Raw genomic sequence first — 21,974 nt, 5'->3', positions numbered from 1 at the left:
GCGCGGTCGTACACGGGGCCGGGGCAACCGGGCCGGTGGACTGCCAGGGCCTGTTCTGAACGTGGATCACCAGTGCGCCGATGGGGGCCCCTCCGGCTCGGCAGGCAGCCAGTGGCGGTCGGCGTGCGCGGCCCCCGCCTCGCCTCCGTGGGCGCGGGCCCTGGCGAGCAGGGCCCGGCGCAGCCCGTCCCCGCCGCCGAAGAGGGCCTCGGCCTGGCTGGCGTAGTGCAGGGCGGCGGCCAGCCAGCGCTCGACCTCGGCGTCGGCGAGGGGGTGGCAGCTGGGTGCGAGGCCGTCGTGGTCCCGCCTGCGCAACGGGTAGGGGAAGTCCTCGTACCAGGCGGTGCCCGGCGCGGCGAGGCGCTCCACCGCCGCCCGGGACACCACATGGTCGACATGCCGGCCGGCGGCCAGGGGACCGTGCACCCGGGTGCCGGGCGGGCACAGCGGGCGCAGGGCGTCCCGGATCGCACCGGGCAGGCCGTGATCGTCCGGGTGGCGCGCGGCGAAGAGCCGGGGCGCCGAACGGTATCGGTATCGCCCGTCGCTGGTGCGCAACGCGGCGTCGGCGAAGCCGAGCGAGACGTGCCCGACACCGAGTTCGCCGAGTGCGGCACGGTCTTCACGGCGCCGGATCGCGGGCCTGGCGACGTGCCGCCAGGCATCGGGGTCGTCCGGCGGGGACGAGCCGGAGGCCGGGATGCGGCGGCTCGGCAAGGGGTGGGCGGGGGGCAGCCGGTCATGGGGGCGGCAAGCGCCGGTGTCCGACGCTGAGCCGGCGGCCGACGCGGACACCGACGCGGACACCGGCTCGGACACCGGCTGGGCTCCGTCGAAGACCGTGACCACCGTGACCGGCACCCCCCGCGCGACCCAGTGGGCGAGCCGGCCCCCGAGGGACCACACCGCGTCGTCCGGGTGCGGGGAGACCACCACCTGGGCGCGGTCCTCGCGCTGCGCTCTCATCGGCTGCCGGTCAGCCGGGGCCGGGCCGCCTCGGCCCGGACGGCGGCCACATAGCGCTCGGGGGTGCCGTCGGGGCCGAGCAGAGCGGTCAGGGCGCGTACCGCGGGCAGGGGGTGCAGCATCGCGAACCGCTCCATGTTCCGTCCGTGCTGCTGCCAGCGGCCCGGCCGGGCGTGGCTGAGGTGGATGCCGTACGCCTCGGGTACCAGGGCGCGCCGCAGCCCCGCGCCGTGCAGCCGCACCCCCAACTCGATGTCCTCGCAGCCCCAGTCACGCCCGAACTCCTCGTCGAAGCCGCCGGCGGACCGCCAGGCCTCCTTCTCCACAGCTGAGTTGGCGCCGACAAAGCCAAGCCACGCGGCGACGTCCGGCAGGGTCCCCGCGTCCATCGCCTCGATGGCGCGCTCCAGGGCGTTCGCCATGGTGCGGCGCAGCGGGTCGCGGACGCGGACATCGGTTGCGGCCCCGGTGAGTTCGGCGGCGGTCCGCTGGAGCTCGGGCCAGGACGCGCCCTCCAGCGTGGCCAGCAGCCGTGCCGCCGCGGGGAGTTCACGCGTCAGGCCGTGCAGGAAGAACCCGGGCCGGGCGGCGTCGGCGTAGGCGCGCAGGAAACGGGGACCGACGACGACGTCGGCGTCGAGGAAGAGCACCCAGGCGGTCGCGGCAGCACCGGCGCCGGCGTTGCGGACGGCCGCCCGCCCCTGTCGGGGACCGGGCACCACGCGCAGCGGCAGCCGGTCGCGCGCCTCGGCGAGGACCTCGGCGAGCGCCGGACCGCCGCCGGGGGCGCTGTCGTCCACCACGATCACCTCGTGGGCGGGCGCGTCGGTCTGGCCGGCGAGAGAGGCGAGCGTGACGCGCAGCCGCTGATGGTCGCCCCGGGTGGGGACCACCACGGCCAGGGTGAGCGGAGCGGATGGCAGGGGCGGAGACATGCATCGGCCTTTCCGTCGGCGGGGAATCGGCACCGCTCGGCAGAGCCCCGGCACGCTCCGGAGCGCGGAGACCATGCAGGTGCACTGCGGAAATCGGCATGAACGACAGCGGAGGAATCGGGATGACGCCGGACCGTCCGCGAATAGCCCGCCTGGGCAGGCTCCACCGGCGGAGCCGGGGAAGTCAACCGGGTATGACGAATTTCTGAAGGACCGCGCGAACGGGAAGCCCGCACGGACACCCAAGTGATCACGCCTGGCGCTTCGTTCCGGCCATAACGAGACGGAAGCCGGGCCGTGTCCCGGGCATACCGGCGGAGTTTCCCCACACGTCTGCGGTGGACCGGAACCGGGACTGCGCACACACCGATCGGCGATCGGGCCTCGATTTTCGGTCAAGGTGTTCCAGGCAAAGGGCTTTCGCATAATGCCGGATTGCTTCACTGTTACGGTCAGGCCCGATCATCGGCGACACAGCTGGAGGCAATCGCGTGCCACCCTCGCCGCTCGCCCTCGTCATCGGAATCGACGGCGGCACGTTCGATCTCATCGACCCCCTGGTGGAGCGGGGGCTGCTCCCGCACATCGGGAGCCTCCTGACCGCCTCGGCCAGCAGCAGGACCACCTGCACCTGGCCGGCGCACACCGCTCCCGGCTGGTCCACCTTCGTCAGCGCGGCAGACCCCGGCAACCACGGTATCTACCAGTTCTACGACACCCAGGACCCCGGCTACGGCGCCCGGATCACCCAGGCCGGCGACCTGGGGCGGTCCTCGGCATGGGACTGGCTGGCGGCGCAGTCGTACACGCTCGGGCTCGTCAACGTCCCGATGTCCCATCCGCCGGCCGAACTGCCCGGCTACCAGATCACCTGGCCCCTGGAGCGCACCCTGCGGCACTGCCGTCCCGACTCGCTGCTGCGGGAACTCGCCACGGCCCGCGCCCACTTCCAGTCCGACCTCGCCACGATGTTCCGCGGCGACATGGGCTATCTGGACCAGGCCGAGCACAATGTCGAGGCCCGGATCCGGTCCGTGCGGCATCTGATGACCACCCGGCCCACGGACGTCGTCATGGTCGTCCTCACCGAGGCCGACCGGGTCGGACACCACTACTGGCACTACGAGGACACGGGGCACCCCCGGCACGGGGGCGCCCCGGCGGACAGCGGCTGGGAGCGGGCCCTCACCCGGATCCACCGGGCACTGGACACCGCGGTGGGCGAGCTGCTGGCGCTGGTGGACGAGGACACCCTGGTGATGCTCGTCTCCGACCACGGCCTGGGCCGGGGACGGTACGCGTTCTCCGTGCACCAGGTGCTCGAGGAGGCGGGCCTCCTCGCGACCGGGCCCGGCGAGGGGCCCGCCGAAGGCGCCGCGAGCTGGTTCGCCGACGGCGGGCGGCGGGTGGACTTCTCCCGCACGGCCGTCTACATGCCGGTCCCCGGCTCCTACGGCCTCAACCTCAATCTCAAGGCGCGGCAGCACCGGGGCACGGTGGCCCCCCGGGACCGGGACCGGGTCACCGCGGAGGTGGTCGACCTGCTCGGCGCACTGGAGGGCCCTGACGGGGACCCGGTGTTCCGGGGGATAGTGCCCCGGCAGGAGGCCTTCCCCGGCGGCAACAGCGAGCGCGCCCCCGATCTGCTGCTGGTGCCGGCAGACGAGTCCGTGCTTCCGACCACCTCGCTGACCGGCCCGCCGTGGACTCCCAGCGCCCAGACCGGACTCCACCGGCACCAGGGCATATGGGCCCAGCGCTCGCCCCGCGTCCGCCCGGGGCGGCTGCCCGGCACGATCCCGCTGACCGACGCGATGCCCACGCTGCTGGCGGACCTCGGGGCCGCCTGGCCGAAGGACGTCGACGGCCGCCCGCGCACCGGGGTGTTCACCGAGGACGTCCCCGTCCCCGACGCCCCCGGACCGGACCGGCCCCTGGTCCCGCCGGACGGCCCTCCCGCGCCCCGCCCGGCGGACGCGGGCCAGGACGCGGGCCAGGACGCGGGCGAGGACGACTACACCAGCAGCCGGCTGCGCGAGATGGGCTACCTGTGAGCGATCACCGACACGAAGGGATGCGCACCATGGAATTGGAGGAGACGAAGGCCCGGCTGCGCAAGGTGCTGGTCGACTCCCTCGAACTCTCCGTCGAGCCGTCCGACGTCCCGGACAAGGGACTCGTCCAGGCGCTGGGACTGGACTCGATCAACACCATCGAGTTCCTGATCTGGGTGGAGAGCGAGTTCGGTGTGGAGATCGCGGACGAGGACCTCTCGATCACCCTGATCGACGACCTCGACCTGCTGGCCGACTACGTCACCAACCGGGTGCAGAAGGGCGAGCCCGCCAACGAGCCGGCCTGAGCGACCAGGCCCCCTGTCCCCTGGGAGAGTCGATGATTGAGGACGTCACCCTCGAAACGCGCAGCCCCCGGCGGAAACCGGGAGAGTTCGAGCTCTCCCTGGATCCCCGTGTCACCGACCCCGCCTCGTTCAAGGTCAGCTTCCTCATCCTGCTGGACGGCGATCTCGTGATGTCGCCCGAGCACCTCGGCGTGGCCTATATGGCAAGCGCCCTGCGGCACGTCGGCTTCACCGCCGAGATCCGGGAGGTGGAGCACGGCGACGAGCACCATGCGGCGGCCGTCGCCCATCTGCGCGAGTACCGGCCGGATCTGGTGTGCTTCACGCTGATGAGCCTCAATGTGACCAGCTGCGCCAGCCTCTGCCGGGACCTGCGCGAGGCCCTGCCGGACACCCCGATCGCCTGCGGCGGCCCGGCCGGGACCTTCGCCGGCCAGGACGTGCTGCGCAACAACCCGTACGCGGACATCGTCGCCGTCGGCGAGGGCGAGCCCACCATCCTCGACCTCGCTCAGCGGCTGTACCTGAAGGAGCCGCTGACCGACTGCCCCGGCGTCTGCTACCGGGACGAGGAGGGCGGCATCCGCCAGAACCCGGCCCGGCCCCTCATCCACGACCTGGAGGTGCTGCCGTTCCCGGCCCGGGACCAGCTCAGCCAGCACGGCGACAGGCTCGAGTACGTGCGGGTCAGCACCAGCCGCGGCTGCGTCGCCAACTGCGCCTTCTGCGCCGCACCCCATCTGAAGAACCGGGTGCAGGCCGGCAAGGCGTGGCGCGGCCGCGGGCCCGCACAGATCGTCGAAGAGGTCGCGCAGATCGTCGAGCGGCACAGCTTCCGCACCTTCGACTTCGTGGACTCCACCTTCGAGGACCCCGACGGCGGCCGGGTCGGCAAGAAGCGGGTCGCCGCCATCGCCCAGGGCATCCTCGATCGGGGCCTGGACATCTACTACAACGTCTGCATGCGGGCCGAGAACTGGCGGGACACGCCCGAGGACCACGCGCTGCTCGACCTCCTCACCGCCTCCGGCCTGGAGAAGGTCAACGTCGGCATCGAGGCCGGCACCGCCGGGGAACTCCTGCTGTGGGAGAAACGCGCCACGGTGGAGGACAACGTCACCATCATCCGGATGCTGCGCGAGCACGGCATCTACCTGGCGATGGGCTTCATCCCCTTCCATCCGTACGCCACCGTCGACACCCTGGCGGCCAACGCCCGGTTCCTCCGGGACAACGCCGGTCACAACCTGCGCCGGATGACCGAGCGGCTGGAGATCTACCCGGGTACGACGATCGTGCGCCGTCTGGAGTCCGAGGGCCTGCTGGACCACAGCTACCACGGCAGCCTCGACCCGTACGGCTACTCCTTCGCGGACGAGAAGGTCGGGCTGCTGGCCAAGCACTTCGCACGGCTCTACAACAACGAGGACTACCACCGGCACGGGGTCATCACCGAGCAGTCCGCGGTGTTCGAGTTCGAGACGTACAACGTGGTCCTGCAGACCTTCGTCTCCCGGCTGCAGCGCCGCTTCCGCCGGCTGCCCGGCGTGAACGAGGTGATGGAGGAGTTCAAGGCCCGGGTGCACGCCGTCCGCCAGGAGATGGGGCAGTTCAACTACGCCTTCTTCATGGCGAATCTCGACACGGTGCTGAACGACTCGCTGGACGCCGACAAGCAGGAGCGCCAGGTCGTGGAGGTCGAACAGTACTTCCGCGACCGGCTCGACCAACTGCGCTCGGAGCAGCTGCGGGTGGGCAAGCGGCTCACCCGGCTCGGGGCCCGGGTGAGCGAGATCAGCTCCACGCTGCCGCCGGTGCGTCCGGGCGGCCTGCCGCGCACGTACACCGGTGAGGGCACCGGTGCCACCTGGTGAACGGGCCGGGGAGGGCCAGGTCGCCGTCTGCAGCCTCAGCAGCAGGGAGCTGGTGGAACCGCTCTCCACGATGCCGGGCGTGGCGCTGGCCGGCACGCTGATGACGGCCAACCTCGGGATCGAGGAGCTGCTGCGCACCCTCGCGCGCCGGCCCGCGATCCGGGGACTGGTCGTCTGTGGCCGGGACTCGCCGCGCTTCCTCGCCGGGCAGAGCCTGCTCGCCCTCTTCCGGGACGGGGTCGACCCCGAGCGCCGCAGCATCGTCGGAGCGGCGGGCTACCTGCCGCTGCTCCGCTCCGTGCGGCTACCCGAGGTGGAGCGTCTGCGGGCCCGGGTGGAGGTGGTGGACGCCCGCGGGGAGTGCGATCCGCTGGTGCTCGGCGACATCGTGCAGAAGCTGCTGGCCCGGGTCCGCGCCGCGCCGCCGCCGGCCCCGGGCGGCCGGACGGCGGAGGACGGGCGCGCGGCGTCGGGAGACGGCCCATCCGGCCGGGTGCCGGGCTTTCACCGGCTACGGGCCGGCGGCAGGCGTGTGGGGCTCAGCCGGGAGCTGGACGGCTTCGTGGTCATCAGCCTGGACCGGCGGGCCCGGCGGGTCGTACTGCGCCACTACGGCGGCGATCTGACGCCCCGACACGAGATGACCGGCGTCCGCGCGGAGTCCATGCTGCTGGGTCTGCTGAGCGCCGGGGTGATCACCGACCCGGCCCACGCCGGCTACCTCGGCGGCGAGCTGACCAAGGCCGAGACCGCCCTGCGCCTCGGCCTTCCCTACGTCCAGGACGTGCCGCTGCGCGAACCGGGCCGCCCCGGGGACGCCGTGCTGCCCGTCCACGAGCGAGAGGAGGCCCCGGCGGTGACCGACGTATCGCCCGGCCTGCCGGACTTGGCGGAGTTCCTGACCGCGGTCGTGACGGGACTGGGACTGGAGGGCGGGGAGCTCGACCCGGACGTCCCGCTCGGCACCCAGGTCTCCGTGGAGTCCGTGCGGATGATCGAACTGGCCATTCTCCTGGAGGAGGAACTCGGCCTGGACCTCCCACCCGACCTGGACCTCCGCAGGTGCAGCCCGCAGGAGCTGTACGAGGCCCTGACGGGCTGACGGGCTGACGGGCCGGCGGGCTGACGGGCCGGCGGGCTCTGCCGGGACTGCCGGGACCGACCGACCGGCAGCCAGGGCACCGGCCCCTCGGCAGCAGCGCCCGGGAGGCACGGGCACGGGGCCGCGCGGCACCGGTGGAGCGCTCACGCCGGCCAGACGCGCAGTTCCTCCTTGATGAGCCGGGCCGTGACCGGCAGGCCCCTGGCCGGGGTCCAGGCCTCCGGGCCCAGCAGGCGGGCGGTGAAGCCGTCCGGGCAGAGCCGCTGCCAAGCCCCCACGGCCGCCGTGTCCGGGCCGGTCAGCAGCAGGGTGACCGGGCACGGCAGCGGGTCGCCGGACGGCGCCGCGGCGTCCCCGTGGCCGGACGTCGGCCCCGGAGAGAACAGCAACCGGGCCGGTGGTGCTCCGGCCGCCCGCACCGCCCGGGCCGCGGCAGTCGGCAGGGTCGCGCCCTCGGGGCTCCCGTCCGCCACGGCGAGCAGCGCCCAGGGCAGGCCATCGGCCGTCCCGGAGGGGGGCGGCAGCGGTTCTCCCGGGGTGGCCGGCAGCACCACGGCCTCCGGACGCAGCGCCTCCCGCAGCGTCGGCCCGAGGGCGCCGACCGGATCCAGCACCACCAGCCGCAGCACCGGATCCGGACCCGGCTCCCGGAGGAACCGGCCGAGGTCCATGGTCGCCGAGCTCATTCGAGACCATCCGAGAGTCCGAGGGCGAAGTAGTTCTCGAAGCCCAGCAGCCGGCGCATCCGCGCGTCGCTGCGCTCCACCACCTCCGGTTTCAGCCCGGCGAAGAAGTTCTGCTGCTGCCGGACGTACCCGCGGCAGTAGTAGTTGAGGATCCCGTGCCGGGGCCGGTCGGTGACGTTGGCGCCGGTCTGGTGCCACAGCCGCCCGTCGAAGATCATGATGCTGCCCGCCGGGGCGCAGGCCGGGATCGTCTCGACGTCCCCCTCGCCGCGGTCGTAGTCCGGCTGGCGGCCGAGCAGATGGCTGCCGGGGACCAGCCGGGTGGCGCCGTTGTCCTCGGTGAAGTCGTCGAGCATCCACATGCTGTTCGCGACGAGCGCGTACGGCGGCCAGGGCGGCCGGGCGAACGTCTGGTCCGCGTGCACGTTCATGGAGACGCCGCCGGGGCCCGCGATGTTCGCATGGGTGCTGGACAGCAGGAAGTTCAGTCCCAGTACGTCCTCCATCAACTCGAGGACGATGGGCTCCCGGACACTGCGCTCGAATTCCTCGCCCTTGTTCAGCAGGCTGAACACCCGCTGGTTTCCGCCGTCGTAGAGAAAGGCTCTGCCGTCCTCTCTTTCCTGTTGCGCCACCTCGAGGAGGCGTTTCCTGAGACGCCTGAACTCCTTTTCGGGTAAGGGGCATTCAAGGAGGCAGTAGCCGAATTCCTGGAGGTCCTCCGCAGCCTTGAGTTTGTCACTCGTCACATGGGCAGGCATAAAGGCGAATTTATCAGCGGGAAGGGTTGCGCGGAAGGGAGGAGGCGGAGTTCAGGACAGCAGGACCTCGGCGAGCCGGTCCACCTGAGTGAGCTGTGCCGCGGTCGGATGGAAGATCACCTCGTCGAATCCCGCTGCCGCCAGTCGGCCTACCTGTTCGCGGATGGCCTCCGGTGTGCGGGGGGTTTTCGCGACGAAGGACTCGGCCTCGTTTCCGAGCACCCCGAAGTAGTGCCGGACGAACCCGGCGGCCTCCTCGGCCACGTCCTCGCCGAGCCAGAACCGGGAGAGCGCGACGAGCCGGGGCCGGTCGGCGCGGCCCGCGCGGTCCCAGGCGGCGCGGACCTCCCCGGCCCAGGGTGCCACCCGTGCGGGCTCCAGACCGGGCGCGGTCCAACCGTCGGCCCAGCGCACCGTCCGCCGTACGGCGGCCCGGCTCGCCCCGCCGACCAGCAGCGGCGGTACGGCGCCCGGCAGCTCGCCGGTGCCGCCCTTCTCGCGGAGCCGGGCCAGTTCGGCGAGCTGGGCGTCGAACACCGCGGCCCGGGTCCCGAAGTCCCGCCCCGCCGCGCGGAAGTCGTCGGCGCGCACCCCTGGCCCGAGGCCGAGCGTGACGCGGTCCCCGGCCAGGGAGGCGACGGTGGCGGCTTCCTTGGCGAGCACCGCGGCGGTGGTCAGCGGGGCGACCAGGATGTTGGTGGACAGCCCGATGCGCGAGGTGGCCCCGGCCGCGGCGGCCAGCACGGCGAGCGGCTCGTGTCCGGAGTAGCACAGCCGGTGGGTGGCGGCGACGGACGAGAAGCCGCACTCCTCGGCCCGCACGGCCCACCGGACCTGGAGCGGCCCGGAGGCGCCGGGGACGGTGTTGGGGAACGCGATGCCGATCTTCATGGTGTGCTCCGCGGACGGGCCCCGGCCGGCGGCCGGCCGGAACCGAGCAGGTGGTAGGGGGTCGGGGTAAGGCCGGGCGGTCCGTCGGTGCCGTCGACGACGACCTGGCGGCGCCGGTAGGCGTCGAGTTCGTTGGTCACCCGGTCCCAGGCGGTCCCGGCCGGGCCGCTCACCTGCGGCGGATGATCGAGGTCGACCAGCCGGTAGTCGTTGACCCATACCCGTTCGGCGTGCAGGGCCTCGGCCACCGTACGCGCGTGCTCGGCGTCCGCCGACCAGACGCCGGCGCTCAGCCCGTACCGGGAGGCGTTGGCGACCCGGACGGCGTCGGCGTCGTCGGTGACTCGCAGGACGGACAGCACGGGGCCGAAGATCTCCTCCTGAGCCACGGTGTCCCCGGGCGACACGTCCGCGAGCACCGTCGGCAGGAAGTAGGCGCCCGGGTCCAGGCCGCCGGGCAGCTCCCCGGGCTCGGGCATCCGGCCGCCGCACACCAGCCGCGCGCCCTGAGCGAGACCGCGCTCGGTGAAGTGCCGGGCGGTGCGGGCCTGGTTGCGGGAGACCAGGGGGCCCAGGTCGGTGTCCGGGTCCAGCGGGTTGCCGAGCCGCAGGGCGCCGGCCCGCTCCCGTACCCGGTCGAGGAACTCGTCGTACACGGCGGTGTGCACCACCGCCCGGGAACCGGCCATGCAGACCTGCCCGTTGTGCAGAAAGATGCTCCAGGCCACGCCGTCGGCGGCCCGGTCGAGGTCGGCATCGCCGAGGACCACGTTCGGCGACTTGCCGCCGAGGTCCAGCCGGGTGCTCACCCCGGCTGCCGCGGCGCCGCTGCGCACGCTCTCCCCCACGGCGTCGGAGCCGGTGAACGCCACCAGGTCGACCCCGGGAGCGCGTACCAGGCTGTCCCCTGCGGTGCCGCCCGGGCCGGTGACGACGTTGACGACGCCGGGGGGCAGCCCGCACTCGTGCATCACCCGGACCAGTTCCAGCGCCGTGAGCGAGGTGAACGACGCCGGTTTGACCACGCAGGTGTTGCCCGCCGCGATGGCCGGAGCGATGCGCCAGGCCGCCAGCAGGAGCGGCAGGTTCCAGGGAACGATCGCGGCGACCACGCCGCGGGGATGCCAGCGCAGATAGTGCGCCGACCGGTCCTCGGCGGTGCCGGGCCTGCTGAGCCGCGCGGGCAGCCGCTCGGCCCACCAGGCGCTCCAGGCGAACGCGGCGCGCGCTCCCGGCACGTCGGCACCGAGGGCCTTGCGCAGGGTGGTGCCGTTGTCACGGGCCTCCAGCTCGGCGAGGCGGCCGGACTCCTCGGTGATCCGCTCGGCGACCCGGCGCAGCACCCCGGCCCGTTCGCCGGGCGCCATCCGGGGCCACGGGCCCTGGTCGAAGGCGCGGCGGGCCGCCGCCACCGCCGTCTCGACGTCCGCGGGGCCGCACCGTGGCACGTCGGCGAGGTGGCGGCGTGCGGCCGGCTCGAACGTGCGATAGGTGGCTCCGTCCCGGGCCGGGGCCGGACCGCCGTCCACATACCTGGGGAATTGCTCTGCCATCTGCCTCCTCCTCGTCGGAACTGGGCCCCTTGTCCGGGCCGGTCAGGGCGCGTTCAGGGTGCAGCGCCGGCCCCCTCCGCCGGTCGGATCCCCCTCCAGCAGCTCGGCGACGCTTTTTTGACGAATCGTCACATATGGGGGGCGGGCCTCCCGGGGGAGGGCGACCGCGGCGCGGTAGGGGGCGGCCGCACACGCCAGGTCCCGCACCCGCCACAGCCGGCCCCCCGGGCCCTGCACGGTCGCCGGGCCGGGGACGGCCAGGTGGACCGGGGTCCGCAGGCCCTCCCGCAGCCGGCCGCCCCAGACCTTCACACACGCCTCCTTGCGCACCCACAGCCTGAAGAACCGGTCCCAGGCCTCATGGCCGGACCGGGCCGCGACGGCGGCGGCCTCGTCGGCGGGGAAGTAGCGGGCGGCGATCCGCGCGGCGGCGACCTGCCGTACCCGTTCGACGTCGATGCCGACCGGTCCGCCCCAGGTCACTGCCAGCAGGGTCAACCCCGCCGTGTGCGAGAGGCTGAAGGCCAGGCCCGAGCCCTGCCCCGCACCGGCCACCTCGGGCTTGCCGTTGTCCCGCCGGGTGAACCGCAGCTCCGCGGGGGCCTCGCCGGTGAGGGCGCCCAGGCACCGGCGCAGCACGGCCCGACTGAGGGCGAACGCGTCCTGGTCCGTCCGGTACCTGAGCCGGGCCATCCGCTCCCGGTCGGCCGCGGGCAGCAGAAGGCGCGCGGCGCGCACCACCCGGTCGGGGGCCCGGGTGGAGACGCACCACAGCAGCACGGGCGCGGACGCGAGCACGGACTCGGGCACGGACTCGGGCACGGGCACAGACGCGGACTCGGGCACGGGCACAGACGCGGGCACGGGCACGGGGTTCACGGTGCCGTGTCGAGCCGTACCGGGAGTGCCGCCACCCCGAGCGGCAGCAGCCGGGAGGTGTGCGCCACGTCACCGGGCGGGACCGCGAGTCCGATACGGGGATACGCGGCGAGCAACGCGGCGATTCCGGCGGTGTGCTGGACGAGCACCAGGTCGGTGGCGGGACAGCGATGGGGTCCGGCCCCGAAGGAGAGCGCGGGTGTCCCGGGCCGCTCGATGTCGAGTTCGCCGGGCCGGTCGAGTACGCGCGGGTCCCGGCAGGCGGCCGAGATCAGGGGCAGCACGGCGGCGCCGGCCGGGATGCGCACCCCGGAGAGCACCACGTCCTCGGTGGCCGTCCGCAGCAGACCGTCGTTGCTGGACGGGTAGAACCGCAGCAGCTCGGCCACGGCTCCCGGGATCAGCTCCGGCAGCCGCACCAGCCTGTCCCGGACACCGGGGTCGGCCAGCACACCGTAAAGATGCCGGGCAAGCAGGTCGCGGACTCCGACGAAGCCGGAGATGACCAGCCCGTGGAGCAGGACGACCCGCTCCTCGTCGGTCAGTCTCCCGCCCTCGGCCCAGGGCTCGTCCCGCCCCAGCAGGACTCCCGCGACATCGTCGCCCTCGCGCGAGCGGCGCTCGTCGAGGAGGCCGGTGAAGGCCTTCGCCAGCCGGGTCCGGCAGGCCTCCTGCTCCGGTCCTGCGGCATCGGGCGTCAGCAGGGTCTCGACGTCGCCGGTGATCTCCCGCCACCGGTCGCCGTCGAACCCCAGCAGCTCGCAGATGACCCGGCCGGCGAACGGGGCGGTGTAGCAGCCCACCAGGTCGACGGGCTCCGCGGTCTGCCCGAGGGACGCGGCCAGGTGCCCGGCGATCTCCTCGATTCGGGCCCGCCACCGGGCCGTGCGCTCGGCGGAGAAGGCAGCGGCGACCGGGGTGCGGAAGGCGGTGTGCCGGGGCGGATCGAGGTCCACGATCCCCGTGCCCTGGCTCCGCCCGAAGCCGGTGCCCGGCAGGGCGGCGGCCCGAGCCCGGCTGAACACCGGGTCGGTCAGGACGGCCCGGACGTCGGCATCGCGGGTGACGAGCCAGATGGCACTGCCGTCGGCTAGCCGCACCGGGGAGACCGGTTCCTCGGCGAGCAGCCGTGCGTACCGCGGTGGAACGGTGCCGCCGGGACCCGCGGGATAGGGGAAGACCTCGTCCTCGGCCGTGCTCATCGGGCCGTCCCCAGCGGGTAGGCGGGCACGGCGCGCGGTACGGTCGGTTCCACGGGCGTGAAGGGGAAGTCCTGGGCCAGCACCTGGTTGTCCAGCTGGTGTTCCACCACGATGGTGCCTGCCCCGTAGTCCTCCGAGATCTGCTCGACGTCCTCCGCCGTGACCAGCCCGTCCGGCCGGCCCAGCAGCTCGGCCACGCCCTGGGCGGGCGCGAGCAGTTCGAGGGCGAAGCCGCGGGCCAGGTGCTGGCGCTGGGTGTGCGCGGCGACGATGAGGAAGTCCGGGTCGTTGTCGCAGATGAAGTGGCTGATGGCGCGGGCCTGGAGGAATCGGCGTGGACGCTCGGTGTAGCGGCGGCCGGAGACCAGCACCGGCCCCTGGGCGCCGTCGCGGCGGCCGAAGGCGACCAGTCCCCGGTCGACGTACTGCGTCTGCTCGGTGACGTAGCTGAGCAGCGCGTCGGTCTCGAACCGCTCGGTGTCCCCCACGCCCGCCCAGGAGCGGACCCGGCGGGCGAGTTCGTAGCCGAGGTGCCAGGCGTTGTCGAGGCGGCCCGGGGCGAAGAACGTCTCCCGGATGTCGGCGCACACCTCGCGGAGCTCGGCGACGGCGGGGTCGGCCGGCCGGCCGACCGGTGCGGTGCCCGCCACCTCACGAGCGCGTTCGAGCCAGGCGAGCTGGTCGGTGATGCGCTCGGGGCGGACGCCGTTGAGGAAGTCGAAGGCGTGCGACTCGGGCAGCTCCCGTACCACCCGCTGGATGACGTCGGCGTACGGTTCGGCCTCCGTGTAGGGGTCCAGGCCGAGCCGGGCCGCAGCGCGGCAGAAGGCGGCCTCGTCCTCGCCGGTGGCGCGCAGCGCGGTCCACTCCTCCTGGAGCGGGGTGTCGCTGATGCCCCACTCGGTCAGCCTGGCGACGACGGCGTCCACGAGGCCGCGCAGGGTCTCGGTGAGCGCCTCGGACCCGACGACGACGTTGCCGCGCGCGAGATAGCGGGGGCCGGGCCGGGTGTCGGGGCCGTCGTCCGGCATCCACACGATCCGGGTCTGCCGTCCCTCGGGGACGAACAGGACGTCCGGCCAGCGGAATCCGTCGCAGGCTGCGCGCATGATGTGCCGCCGTGACCGCTGCCACCAGGAGCCGCGCTGGTCGCCTACGCCGTTCTTGTAGGCGAAGCGGAGCTGGGATATCTGGGTGCCGGGGCGGGCGTCGGCCACCAGCGACCACCAGTTGAAGGCGATCCACTCGGCGAGCGGGTACAGCGAACCGGTCGTGTACGGCCGTACCGTGCCGGTGGCCGGGTCCTCCACGGTGGTCAGCGGGGTGTGGGTGCCGATGCTCATCTCGACGTCGGCCCAGGTCACGGTCCGTTCGTCCCGGACATCCGCGGGGGGGTCCCCCCATTTCCAGACGAGCGAGAACTCGGGCGGTGTGCTCATACGAGTCCCTCCGGCCATTCGCTCGGGTGCAGGGTGTAGCCGGTGTAGCGGCCGGGATCCGTGCCGGCCAGCCGGAACTCCTGGACGATGTCGCTGGTGCGGTGCCAGGCGTAACGCGGGAACTCGCGCTCCCAGGGCCCTGAGAGCGCCCCCTCGGCGAGCGCGGCGCGCAGCAGCTCCTCCGGGGTCCGGTCGGTCGGCACGGCCCGGGGGAGGGTGTCGGCCGAGTGCGGTTCCCACGCGGCGTACGTCGCCTTGCGGGCCAGCGCGTCCCGGTCGATGCCGGCCGGCGGCTCGGTCACGGTCCGGCGCCGTTCGCGCCGCCGTACGGGTGGGCGTATGTCCCGCATGCGCGGACCTCCAGGGGAAGGGGAAGGGGGAGAAGGGGAACGGGAAGGCGGGAGCGGCAGATAGCGGGGGAAGGAACGGCAAGGAACGGCAAGGGACTGCAAGGGGGACCACACGGATGGGGCGGCGGCGGCCCCGGCGTTCAGGCGGGGGCGCCCAGCGGGCGGCCCGGCCAGTCGGCCGGGACCGGGCGGCCGTGGAGGGTGGCAAGGGTGGCCGGGATGTCGACCGGGGCGGCGGGGGTGCCGTCGGTGTGCGCCGGGGCGAAGCCGGGGCCGAGGCCGGCCCAGTAGGACTCTCTGCGGTGCCAGCCGCTCTGCCAGGTCCGGTGGACGTGGCCGGCCCACTGCGGGTCGCCGAGCGGGAGGTAGCGCCAGTCGGCGGGCTCCAGGATCAGGTCGGGCGCCCCCGCGGTCGCCGTCCCGGGGTAGACGTCCTCGCGGGTCCGGACGTCGGCGAAGTACGGGCGCCCGGTGCGGGGGTTGACCGTGTCCAGCAGCAGGGCGCGCACCTCGCCGGCGACCTTCTCGTACTCGGCCCGGCCGACCGTGCCGCTCTTGTACCGGTCGCGGACGTTGATGTTGATTCCGTGGGTGCCCTGGACGGCCTCGAAGGCGCGGGTGCCCGACCAGTCGATGCGGCCTTCCGCTCCGGTGGCGAGGAGACCGGCCTCGGCCAGGTGGTCGTTGATCGAGCAGTAGGCGCGCAGCGGTCCGAAGCCGATCTCGGAGAAGGCCATCACGTCGGTGTGGTCGTCGGCGACGGCGAGGGCGTCCTGGATCACCTGGTCGCAGGTGCGGTAGGCGGCGAACACCGCGCTCTCATGGTCGTGTTCCGGGCCGTGGTCCAGTTCCTGCCAGTAGATGTGCGAGGTGCGGTCGATGCTGGTCAGATTGACGATGACGATGTCGGACTCGGGCAGCAGCGCGAGGGCGGCCCTGCCCCGCTGGCGGTCGGCCTCCAGCAGACGGGGCAGGAGGTGCTCGCGCGGCTGGCCGGTCCAGAAGACGGAGACGTCGTGCACGGGCCGGATGCCCTGTCTCGCCAGTCGGCGCTGCAGGTCGCGCGGGTGGCAGGCGTGCAGGGTGGCGTGCATCGGATAGCTGATCAGCGCCCCCTCCATCGGCTCGACCGGGTGGGTGCCGAACACCCCGATGCCGGCGAACCGGAGCCCGGCGAACGTCCGGTGCTGCCAGAGCAGGGGGTGCCGGCGGTCCTTGGAGCCGAGGACCTGCGGGGAGTACTCGGGGTCGTGGCAGGTCCAGTACGAGAAGAAGCCGTGGTCGGCTGCCCGCCTGCCGGTGAGCACGCTGAGCAGGCCGGGCGGTTCGTAGGGGGTGCCCTCGGCGGAGAGAGGACCGTGCCCGCCCTCGCGGCGCAACCGGGCGAAGCCGGGGAGGGCGCCCGCCTCGCACCAGCGGTCCAGCAGGGCGGGAGCTGCCCCCTCCGTGATGATCACTATCGTTCGGTGCTGCTTCGTCACCCGGTACTCCCTCGTCAAGCCGTGCAGGGGATCGCACTTGCAGAGTGGGAACGGTGGTGCACTGCGCTTCGGGCGCCTGGAGCCGCATCACAGCCGGCGCTCGCCACGCCACGACGCCCGCCACGGCCGCCCGGCGCATCGCCGCGCCGTGTCCGCGCCGCGCCCCTCCCGGACGAGGAGACCTGCCTGACGCGGCACCGGCAGAGGAGGAGTGGCGTGCCACACGTCCAGATGCCATGCCGACAGCACTGCACGGTACATGCAGATCCGTGCGGCGTATGCCCCAGGGATGATGATGGCCGAAAGGAACGCACCCCATCGCGGGTACGGGGCGGTGACCGGGCGGCGGGAGCACCGGTGCGGCCTTCGCACCGACCGCTGGTGAGGGTATTTGAGTCAACTACGGAGGGCGGTGCGGACGAGTCCTTGACAGTGCTCGCCACAGCTTGACTACAGTGCGGCTGTCCGTTCGGCTTCCCGTTCTCCCTCTCGCCGCCGTTCCCACGGGGCTTTTCTCCCGCCGTCCCCAGGCCGTCTGCACGTCGCTCACGTCACTGCGCGTCCTCGGCGGGTCCGGTGCGCGCGTCGCTCACCGGCCGCACGTCGGCCCTCCTCTGCGCCAGGCCGGCCCGTTCGACCCATCCGGCATCCACGGCGGTTCCCCGGCCCGGGCGCCGGGCGTCGTCTGTCCCGATCGATGTCCCTCACCCGGAAAGGACCATGAGATGACCGTGTTGGGCCTAGGTGGATCCGGGCACGACTGGGCCTCCTGCGCCACCGACGGCAGCCGGATCGTCGCGGTGGACGAGGAACGGCTCGTGCGCAGCAAGTACGGCCTGGGTGCGGATCTGCTGGCGGGCGCGAGCCGGCAGGCGTGCCTGGGACAGCTGGGCACCACCGCGGTCGAGGTGGAGCACGTGGTCGCCTGCGAGTTGGTGCCCCGGCCCTTCTACCACTCCTTCCGGCGGCGGGCGACGGTGATCAACCATCATCTCGCGCACGCCTACAGCGCGTTCGGCGCATCCGGCATGGCGCGGGCCGCGGTGCTGGTGTGCGACAACTCCGGCAGTCTCACCGCCGGCGACAAGCAGGGGTCCGCCGCCCGGGAGGCGGAGACCATCAGCTCCTTCGTCGCCGACGAGCAGGGCATACGGCTGCTCGACCGGGTCAGCGGGGCGCATGCGGTGGACGTCGGCTCGGAGACCGCCTACTACCAGCCCGGTGAGACCGACAACTCGCTCGGCCATCTGTATCGCGCCGCGAGCCTCGCCATCGGGCTCGCCTACACCGGGCCGAAAACCCGTTTCCCGGTCAGCGAGGACGGCAAGACCATGGGCCTCGCGCCGTACGGCGACGAGCGGTTCGTGGACGACCTGGCGGACCTGGTCACCCTGCTGCCCGGGGGCGGTGTCGCCATCTCCGCCGGCAAGGCCTCCCATCTGCTGGGACGGCTGGCCGACGGGGCCGACTTCGACACCCGGGCGGCCATCGCCCGCGCCACCCAGGAAGTGCTGGAGAGCGCCCTGGTGCACTGCGCCCGCGCGCTGCACGAGCGGACCGGGCTGACCGACCTGTGCATCGCGGGCGGTGTCGGCCTCAACAGCGTCGCCAACGGCCGCATCCTTGCGCAGACCCCGTTCGAGCGGCTCTTCGTGGTGCCCGCCGCCGGGGACAACGGCATCAGCCTCGGCTGCGCCTACTACGGGCTGCACGAGCTCCAGGGCGTGCCGATGGCGGAGCTGCCCGCCCTGCAGAACGCCTACCTGGGTCCCCGGTACCCGCGCTCCCGGGCCCGTGCGGCCGTCGCCGCCTCGGGGCTGCCCGCCCGCACCCCCGAGGACCTGCCGGGGGAGGTGGCCGCGCTGCTGGCCGAGGGCCGGATCGTGGGCTGGTGGGACGGGCGCAGCGAGTTCGGTCCGCGGGCGCTCGGGCACCGCAGCATCCTCGCCGCCCCGTTCCCGGCGTCCGTGCGCGACCACCTGAACGAGAACGTCAAGTTCCGGGAGTGGTTCCGACCGTACGCGCCGATCACCCGCGCCGAGCGCAGCGACGAGTACTTCGACCTCGGGCAGCCCTCGCCGTACATGCTGATCGTCACGAAGGTCACCCGTCCCGATGCCATCCCGGCGGCGGCCCATGTGGACGGCACGGCACGGCACCAGACTCTGGAGGAGGCACAGAACCCGGCGGTGTACCGGCTGCTGGGCGAGTTCGACCGGCTGACCGGCTGCCCGGTACTGCTCAACACCTCGTTCAACGTGGCGGGTCAGCCCATCGTGGAGACCCCGGAGGAGGCCGTCGAGGCCTTCGCCGCCATGAACCTGGACCATCTCGTCGTCGGCGATCAGCTGGTGAGCAAGGCCTGAGCGGAGGAGCTGCGGCCATGACCGTACTGGTCGTCGGGGGCGGGCCGTCGGGGCTGGCGACCGCGCTCTTCCTGGCCCGCGCCGGGGTCGCGGTGCGGCTCGTGGAGCGCAGGCCAGGCACCTCCACCCTGCCGCGGGCCACCCATGTCACCCGCCGAACGATGGAGTTGCTGCGCGAGGCCGGGCTTCAGGAGGCGATGGCCAAGGCCGGGTTCGAGGTGGTCGCCGGCAGCGATCCGCGCGCGCTCACCGATCCGGACCGGGTGCTGCCCCGCACGGTGGTCGGCGTCTCCTCGCTGTCCGCTCTCGACGGCGCCGAGGTGCTGGAGACCGGGGAGGAGGAACTCGCCGTACCGGGGCCGTGCCCGCCGTTCTGGTGCGGGCAGCACCGCACGGAACCGCTGCTGCGCGAGGCCGCCGCACGGGCGGGCGCGGACATCCGGTTCGGTGAGGCGCTGACCGGGCTGTCGGTGCGCGACGACGGTGTCGTGGCGCGGACACGGGCCGGGGACGGCCGTACGAGGACCGTGACCGCACGGTATCTGATCGCCGCGGACGGGGCGCACGGGTGGATACCCGAGGCCGCCGGGATCGCCCGTGACGGCCTGGGGACGATCGCGCGCCGCACCAGCATCCTGTTCCGGGCCGACCTCACCCCGCTGCTGAAGGGCCGCCGGTTCTTCATGAGCATGATCGAGAACCCGGGGTTCTCGGGCGCGGTCATGGAACTGGACACCGACCACCGGTGGGCGGCCGCCGTGGAGAGCGAGGCCGTCGGCGGCCCCGCCGGGGAACCCGACCCCGGGCGCTGCCTCGAACTGGTGCGAGCCGCGCTCGGAACCGGCGGCATCCCGGTGGAGCTGACGGCGACCTTCCACTGGCAGGCCCGGCACCGGGTCGCGGAGCGCTATCGCGAGGGACCCGTCTTCCTCGTCGGTGACGCCGCCCATCTGCATCCGCCCGCCGGCGGCTACGGCTCCAACGCGGGCATCCAGGACGCGCACAACCTGGCCTGGAAACTCGCCGCGGTGCTGCACGGCTGGGCCGGCCCCGCGCTGCTCGACAGCTACGACGCCGAACGCCGCCCGATCGGCATCGCGACCGCCGAGCAGGCCCTGCTGCTCGACGGCATCCCGGCCGAGCGGCTCGGCGCCGAGGTGTCCGATCCGCGCACCATCGCCATGGGCTACCGCTACCGCTCCGCCGCGGTGATCGGCGGCCCGGCAGGACCGGGCGCTCCCTTTCCCGACACCTTCGAGCTGTCCGGCGCGCCGGGTACCCGGCTGCCGCACATACCGCTCCCGCCCGGGCCGGACGGCCGGTCCGGGCAGGGCTCCACCCTCGATCTGTGTGCGCCGGGCGCCGCCGGCCACCGGCTCCTCCTGCTCGGCTGCGACGACGGATGGCGGCGGACCGCGGCCGAGGTCGCCGGGGAGCTGGCGGTCCCGCTCACCGCCAGGATCCTGCACCCCCCGGTGCCGCTGGCCCGGACCTGCGGCACCGGCCCGGGCGGCGCCCTGCTGGTGCGGCCGGACGGCTTCGTGGCCTGGCGCTGCACCGCCGCCGCGCTCCCGACCGGGGCCCGGCGGCACCAGGTGCTGGCCGCGTCCGTGCGGAGGATCCTCCGCACGGACGCGGCCGGCACCGGCACCCATCCCCTGACGTTGCGGAGTGGCCGATGACACGCCCAAGCCCCCACTGCACCTGCCGGCCCGGCGCGACCGTGTGGCTCACCGGGCTGCCGAGTGCCGGCAAGTCGACCCTTGCCAGGGAGCTGGCCCGCCGGCTGACGCCTCAGGGCCGCAGGGTGGAGGTCCTCGACGGCGACGAGAACCGGGCCCTGCTCACCGCCGACCTGGGCTTCAGCCGTGAGGACCGATGTGCCAACGTCGCACGCATCGGCCTGATCGCCGAGGTCCTGGCCCGCAACGGCGTCCTCGCCCTGGTCCCGGTGATCGCCCCCTACGCCGATGCCCGGGAGGCCGTCCGCAAGCGCCATGAGCGGTCCGGCACCCCCTATCTGGAGATCCATGTCGCCACCCCGGTCCAGGTGTGCGCCGAGCGGGATGTGAAGGGGCTGTACGCGCGCCAGGCGGCGGGCGACCTGGTGGGGCTGACCGGCGTCGACGACCCGTACGAGGCGCCGTGCCCGCCCGACCTCGCCGTCCCGGCCCACCGGCAGTGCCCGGAGGAGTCGGCCGCCCTGCTGCTCGGCTTTCTGCAGGAGCGGGGGCTCGCGTGAACCACACGGCCCAACTGGAGTCGGAGTCCGTCCACATCATCCGGGAGGCGGCCGGCGAGTGCCCGCGGGCGGTGCTGCTGTTCTCCGGCGGCAAGGACTCCGCCGTCGTCCTGCATCTCGCGCTGAAGGCCTTCGCCCCCGCGCCGCTGCCGTTTCCCCTCCTGCACGTGGACACCGGGCACAACTTCCCCGAGGTGATCTCCTACCGCGACCGGACCGTGGCCCGGTACGGGCTGCGGCTGCACGTGGCCTCGGTGCAGGAGCGCATCGACAGCGGCGAGCTGGCGGAACGCCCGGACGGCAGCCGCAACGCCCTGCAGAGCCCGGTCCTGCTGCGCGCCATCGAGGCCCACCGCTTCGACGCGGTGTTCGGCGGCGCCCGGCGCGACGAGGAGAAGTCCCGGGCGAAGGAACGGGTGTTCAGCCTCCGCGACGAGTGGGGCGTCTGGGATCCCCGGAGGCAGCGCCCCGAGCTGTGGGAGCTGTACAACAGCCGGCACGCCCCGGGCGAGCACGTCCGGGTGTTCCCGCTGTCCAACTGGACGGAGCTCGATGTCTGGCAGTACATCGGCGACGAGCGCATCGCGCTGCCGGACATCTACTTCGCCCACCGCCGGGAGGTCTTCCGGCGCGACGGGATGTGGCTCACCGCGGGCGACTGGGGCGGGCCCCATCCCGGCGAGCGCGTGGAGAAGCGGCAGGTGCGCTACCGCACGGTCGGCGACATGTCGTGCACCGGAGCCGTGGAGTCGGCGGCGACCAGGGTGGCGGAGGTCATCCGGGAGATCGCCGCCTCCCCCCTGACCGAGCGCGGCGCATCCCGCGCCGACGACAAGGTCTCCGAGGCCGCCATGGAGGACCGCAAACGGGAGGGGTACTTCTAGC

Annotated in this window: 19 protein-coding genes; 8 read left to right on the top strand and 11 right to left on the bottom strand. The window is 73.5% G+C overall.

Translation table 11 applies throughout. The annotated features are described in order from the left end of the window. Positions 1 to 66 precede the first annotated feature (66 nt). Together SCWH03_RS28635 and SCWH03_RS21455 are read right to left on the bottom strand one after the other, a co-directional pair. Entirely contained in the window at positions 67 to 966 is a 900-nt protein-coding gene (locus SCWH03_RS28635; RefSeq protein WP_216854776.1) for a PIG-L deacetylase family protein, read from the bottom strand. Further along, complete coding sequence (locus SCWH03_RS21455; RefSeq protein WP_173265931.1) at positions 963 to 1,901, bottom strand: glycosyltransferase family 2 protein; 939 nt, start codon at positions 1,899 to 1,901, stop codon at positions 963 to 965. Before SCWH03_RS21455 ends, SCWH03_RS28635 begins: the two co-directional genes overlap by 4 nt. A 491-nt stretch (positions 1,902 to 2,392) precedes the next feature. On the opposite strand from SCWH03_RS21455, the gene SCWH03_RS21450 reads away from it, so the two are divergent. The 4 genes from SCWH03_RS21450 to SCWH03_RS21435 are packed head-to-tail and all read left to right on the top strand — an operon-like array spanning position 2,393 to position 7,239. Beyond that, positions 2,393 to 3,955, top strand: a complete 1,563-nt coding sequence (locus SCWH03_RS21450; RefSeq protein ID WP_173265930.1) for an alkaline phosphatase family protein — start codon at positions 2,393 to 2,395, stop codon at positions 3,953 to 3,955. Then, positions 3,952 to 4,263: an acyl carrier protein gene (locus SCWH03_RS21445; protein WP_173265929.1), complete on the top strand. Its 312-nt coding sequence runs from the start codon at positions 3,952 to 3,954 to the stop codon at positions 4,261 to 4,263. The genes SCWH03_RS21450 and SCWH03_RS21445 overlap by 4 nt, the downstream gene beginning before the upstream one ends. A 32-nt stretch (positions 4,264 to 4,295) precedes the next feature. After that, positions 4,296 to 6,137 (top strand): B12-binding domain-containing radical SAM protein, encoded by a 1,842-nt coding sequence (locus tag SCWH03_RS21440; protein WP_173265928.1) that lies wholly within the window; start codon positions 4,296 to 4,298, stop codon positions 6,135 to 6,137. After that, the gene (locus tag SCWH03_RS21435; protein WP_173265927.1) at positions 6,124 to 7,239 is read left to right on the top strand and encodes a DUF4346 domain-containing protein; all 1,116 of its coding nucleotides are present in this window, start codon (positions 6,124 to 6,126) and stop codon (positions 7,237 to 7,239) included. The genes SCWH03_RS21440 and SCWH03_RS21435 overlap by 14 nt, the downstream gene beginning before the upstream one ends. A gap of 143 nt (positions 7,240 to 7,382) precedes the next feature. Here the strand turns inward: SCWH03_RS21435 and SCWH03_RS21430 are convergent, their stop codons facing one another. From SCWH03_RS21430 to SCWH03_RS21390, 9 genes are all read right to left on the bottom strand, one after another. Next, positions 7,383 to 7,925 (bottom strand): hypothetical protein, encoded by a 543-nt coding sequence (locus SCWH03_RS21430; RefSeq protein WP_173265926.1) that lies wholly within the window; start codon positions 7,923 to 7,925, stop codon positions 7,383 to 7,385. Further along, complete coding sequence (locus tag SCWH03_RS21425; RefSeq protein WP_173265925.1) at positions 7,922 to 8,686, bottom strand: phytanoyl-CoA dioxygenase family protein; 765 nt, start codon at positions 8,684 to 8,686, stop codon at positions 7,922 to 7,924. The genes SCWH03_RS21430 and SCWH03_RS21425 overlap by 4 nt, the downstream gene beginning before the upstream one ends. Before the next feature lie 51 nt (positions 8,687 to 8,737). Then, entirely contained in the window at positions 8,738 to 9,577 is an 840-nt protein-coding gene (locus SCWH03_RS21420) for an LLM class flavin-dependent oxidoreductase (RefSeq protein ID WP_173265924.1), read from the bottom strand. After that, positions 9,574 to 11,130 (bottom strand): aldehyde dehydrogenase family protein, encoded by a 1,557-nt coding sequence (locus SCWH03_RS21415; protein ID WP_173265923.1) that lies wholly within the window; start codon positions 11,128 to 11,130, stop codon positions 9,574 to 9,576. The genes SCWH03_RS21420 and SCWH03_RS21415 overlap by 4 nt, the downstream gene beginning before the upstream one ends. A gap of 42 nt (positions 11,131 to 11,172) precedes the next feature. Next, the gene (locus tag SCWH03_RS21410) at positions 11,173 to 12,000 is read right to left on the bottom strand and encodes a 4'-phosphopantetheinyl transferase family protein (protein ID WP_173265922.1); all 828 of its coding nucleotides are present in this window, start codon (positions 11,998 to 12,000) and stop codon (positions 11,173 to 11,175) included. A 5-nt stretch (positions 12,001 to 12,005) separates the two neighbouring features. Beyond that, entirely contained in the window at positions 12,006 to 13,211 is a 1,206-nt protein-coding gene (locus SCWH03_RS21405) for a cytochrome P450 (protein WP_173265921.1), read from the bottom strand. Beyond that, positions 13,208 to 14,650, bottom strand: coding sequence for a hypothetical protein (locus SCWH03_RS21400; protein WP_173265920.1), 1,443 nt, complete (start codon positions 14,648 to 14,650; stop codon positions 13,208 to 13,210). Before SCWH03_RS21400 ends, SCWH03_RS21405 begins: the two co-directional genes overlap by 4 nt. Then, positions 14,647 to 15,000, bottom strand: coding sequence for a hypothetical protein (locus SCWH03_RS21395; RefSeq protein ID WP_173265919.1), 354 nt, complete (start codon positions 14,998 to 15,000; stop codon positions 14,647 to 14,649). Before SCWH03_RS21395 ends, SCWH03_RS21400 begins: the two co-directional genes overlap by 4 nt. A gap of 140 nt (positions 15,001 to 15,140) precedes the next feature. Further along, a complete protein-coding gene (locus tag SCWH03_RS21390; RefSeq protein WP_173265918.1) occupies positions 15,141 to 16,481 on the bottom strand; it encodes an alkaline phosphatase family protein in 1,341 nt (446 codons plus the stop codon). A gap of 725 nt (positions 16,482 to 17,206) precedes the next feature. Here SCWH03_RS21390 and SCWH03_RS21385 point away from each other — a divergent pair. From SCWH03_RS21385 to cysD, 4 genes are read left to right on the top strand one after another with little or no spacing between them, the layout of a single operon-like run. Beyond that, the gene (locus tag SCWH03_RS21385; protein WP_173265917.1) at positions 17,207 to 18,847 is read left to right on the top strand and encodes a carbamoyltransferase family protein; all 1,641 of its coding nucleotides are present in this window, start codon (positions 17,207 to 17,209) and stop codon (positions 18,845 to 18,847) included. Positions 18,848 to 18,864: 17 nt separating this feature from the next. Then, positions 18,865 to 20,529, top strand: a complete 1,665-nt coding sequence (locus SCWH03_RS21380) for an FAD-dependent oxidoreductase (RefSeq protein WP_173265916.1) — start codon at positions 18,865 to 18,867, stop codon at positions 20,527 to 20,529. Then, positions 20,526 to 21,089, top strand: coding sequence for an adenylyl-sulfate kinase (gene cysC / locus SCWH03_RS21375; protein WP_173265915.1), 564 nt, complete (start codon positions 20,526 to 20,528; stop codon positions 21,087 to 21,089). Before SCWH03_RS21380 ends, cysC begins: the two co-directional genes overlap by 4 nt. Beyond that, a complete protein-coding gene (gene cysD, locus SCWH03_RS21370) occupies positions 21,086 to 21,973 on the top strand; it encodes a sulfate adenylyltransferase subunit CysD (protein WP_173265914.1) in 888 nt (295 codons plus the stop codon). Before cysC ends, cysD begins: the two co-directional genes overlap by 4 nt. Position 21,974: the final 1 nt, after the last annotated feature.

The organism is Streptomyces pacificus, assembly GCF_011766325.1.
Lineage (GTDB): Bacteria > Actinomycetota > Actinomycetes > Streptomycetales > Streptomycetaceae > Streptomyces > Streptomyces pacificus.
Note: the sequence above shows the minus strand (reverse complement) of the source record. Positions and strands in the feature narration are given on the sequence as shown.

What these genes read in the sequence shown, in the direction of transcription:
- SCWH03_RS28635 (WP_216854776.1), bottom strand. Translation starts at nt 966, where the DNA reads ATGAGAGCGCAGCGCGAGGACCGCGCCCAGGTGGTGGTCTCCCCGCAC.
- SCWH03_RS21455 (WP_173265931.1), bottom strand. Translation starts at nt 1,901, where the DNA reads ATGTCTCCGCCCCTGCCATCCGCTCCGCTCACCCTGGCCGTGGTGGTC.
- SCWH03_RS21440 (WP_173265928.1), top strand. Translation starts at nt 4,296, where the DNA reads ATGATTGAGGACGTCACCCTCGAAACGCGCAGCCCCCGGCGGAAACCG.
- SCWH03_RS21430 (WP_173265926.1), bottom strand. Translation starts at nt 7,925, where the DNA reads ATGAGCTCGGCGACCATGGACCTCGGCCGGTTCCTCCGGGAGCCGGGT.
- SCWH03_RS21425 (WP_173265925.1), bottom strand. Translation starts at nt 8,686, where the DNA reads ATGCCTGCCCATGTGACGAGTGACAAACTCAAGGCTGCGGAGGACCTC.
- SCWH03_RS21420 (WP_173265924.1), bottom strand. Translation starts at nt 9,577, where the DNA reads ATGAAGATCGGCATCGCGTTCCCCAACACCGTCCCCGGCGCCTCCGGG.
- SCWH03_RS21415 (WP_173265923.1), bottom strand. Translation starts at nt 11,130, where the DNA reads ATGGCAGAGCAATTCCCCAGGTATGTGGACGGCGGTCCGGCCCCGGCC.
- SCWH03_RS21405 (WP_173265921.1), bottom strand. Translation starts at nt 13,211, where the DNA reads ATGAGCACGGCCGAGGACGAGGTCTTCCCCTATCCCGCGGGTCCCGGC.
- SCWH03_RS21400 (WP_173265920.1), bottom strand. Translation starts at nt 14,650, where the DNA reads ATGAGCACACCGCCCGAGTTCTCGCTCGTCTGGAAATGGGGGGACCCC.
- SCWH03_RS21395 (WP_173265919.1), bottom strand. Translation starts at nt 15,000, where the DNA reads ATGCGGGACATACGCCCACCCGTACGGCGGCGCGAACGGCGCCGGACC.
- SCWH03_RS21385 (WP_173265917.1), top strand. Translation starts at nt 17,207, where the DNA reads ATGACCGTGTTGGGCCTAGGTGGATCCGGGCACGACTGGGCCTCCTGC.
- SCWH03_RS21380 (WP_173265916.1), top strand. Translation starts at nt 18,865, where the DNA reads ATGACCGTACTGGTCGTCGGGGGCGGGCCGTCGGGGCTGGCGACCGCG.
- cysC (WP_173265915.1), top strand. Translation starts at nt 20,526, where the DNA reads ATGACACGCCCAAGCCCCCACTGCACCTGCCGGCCCGGCGCGACCGTG.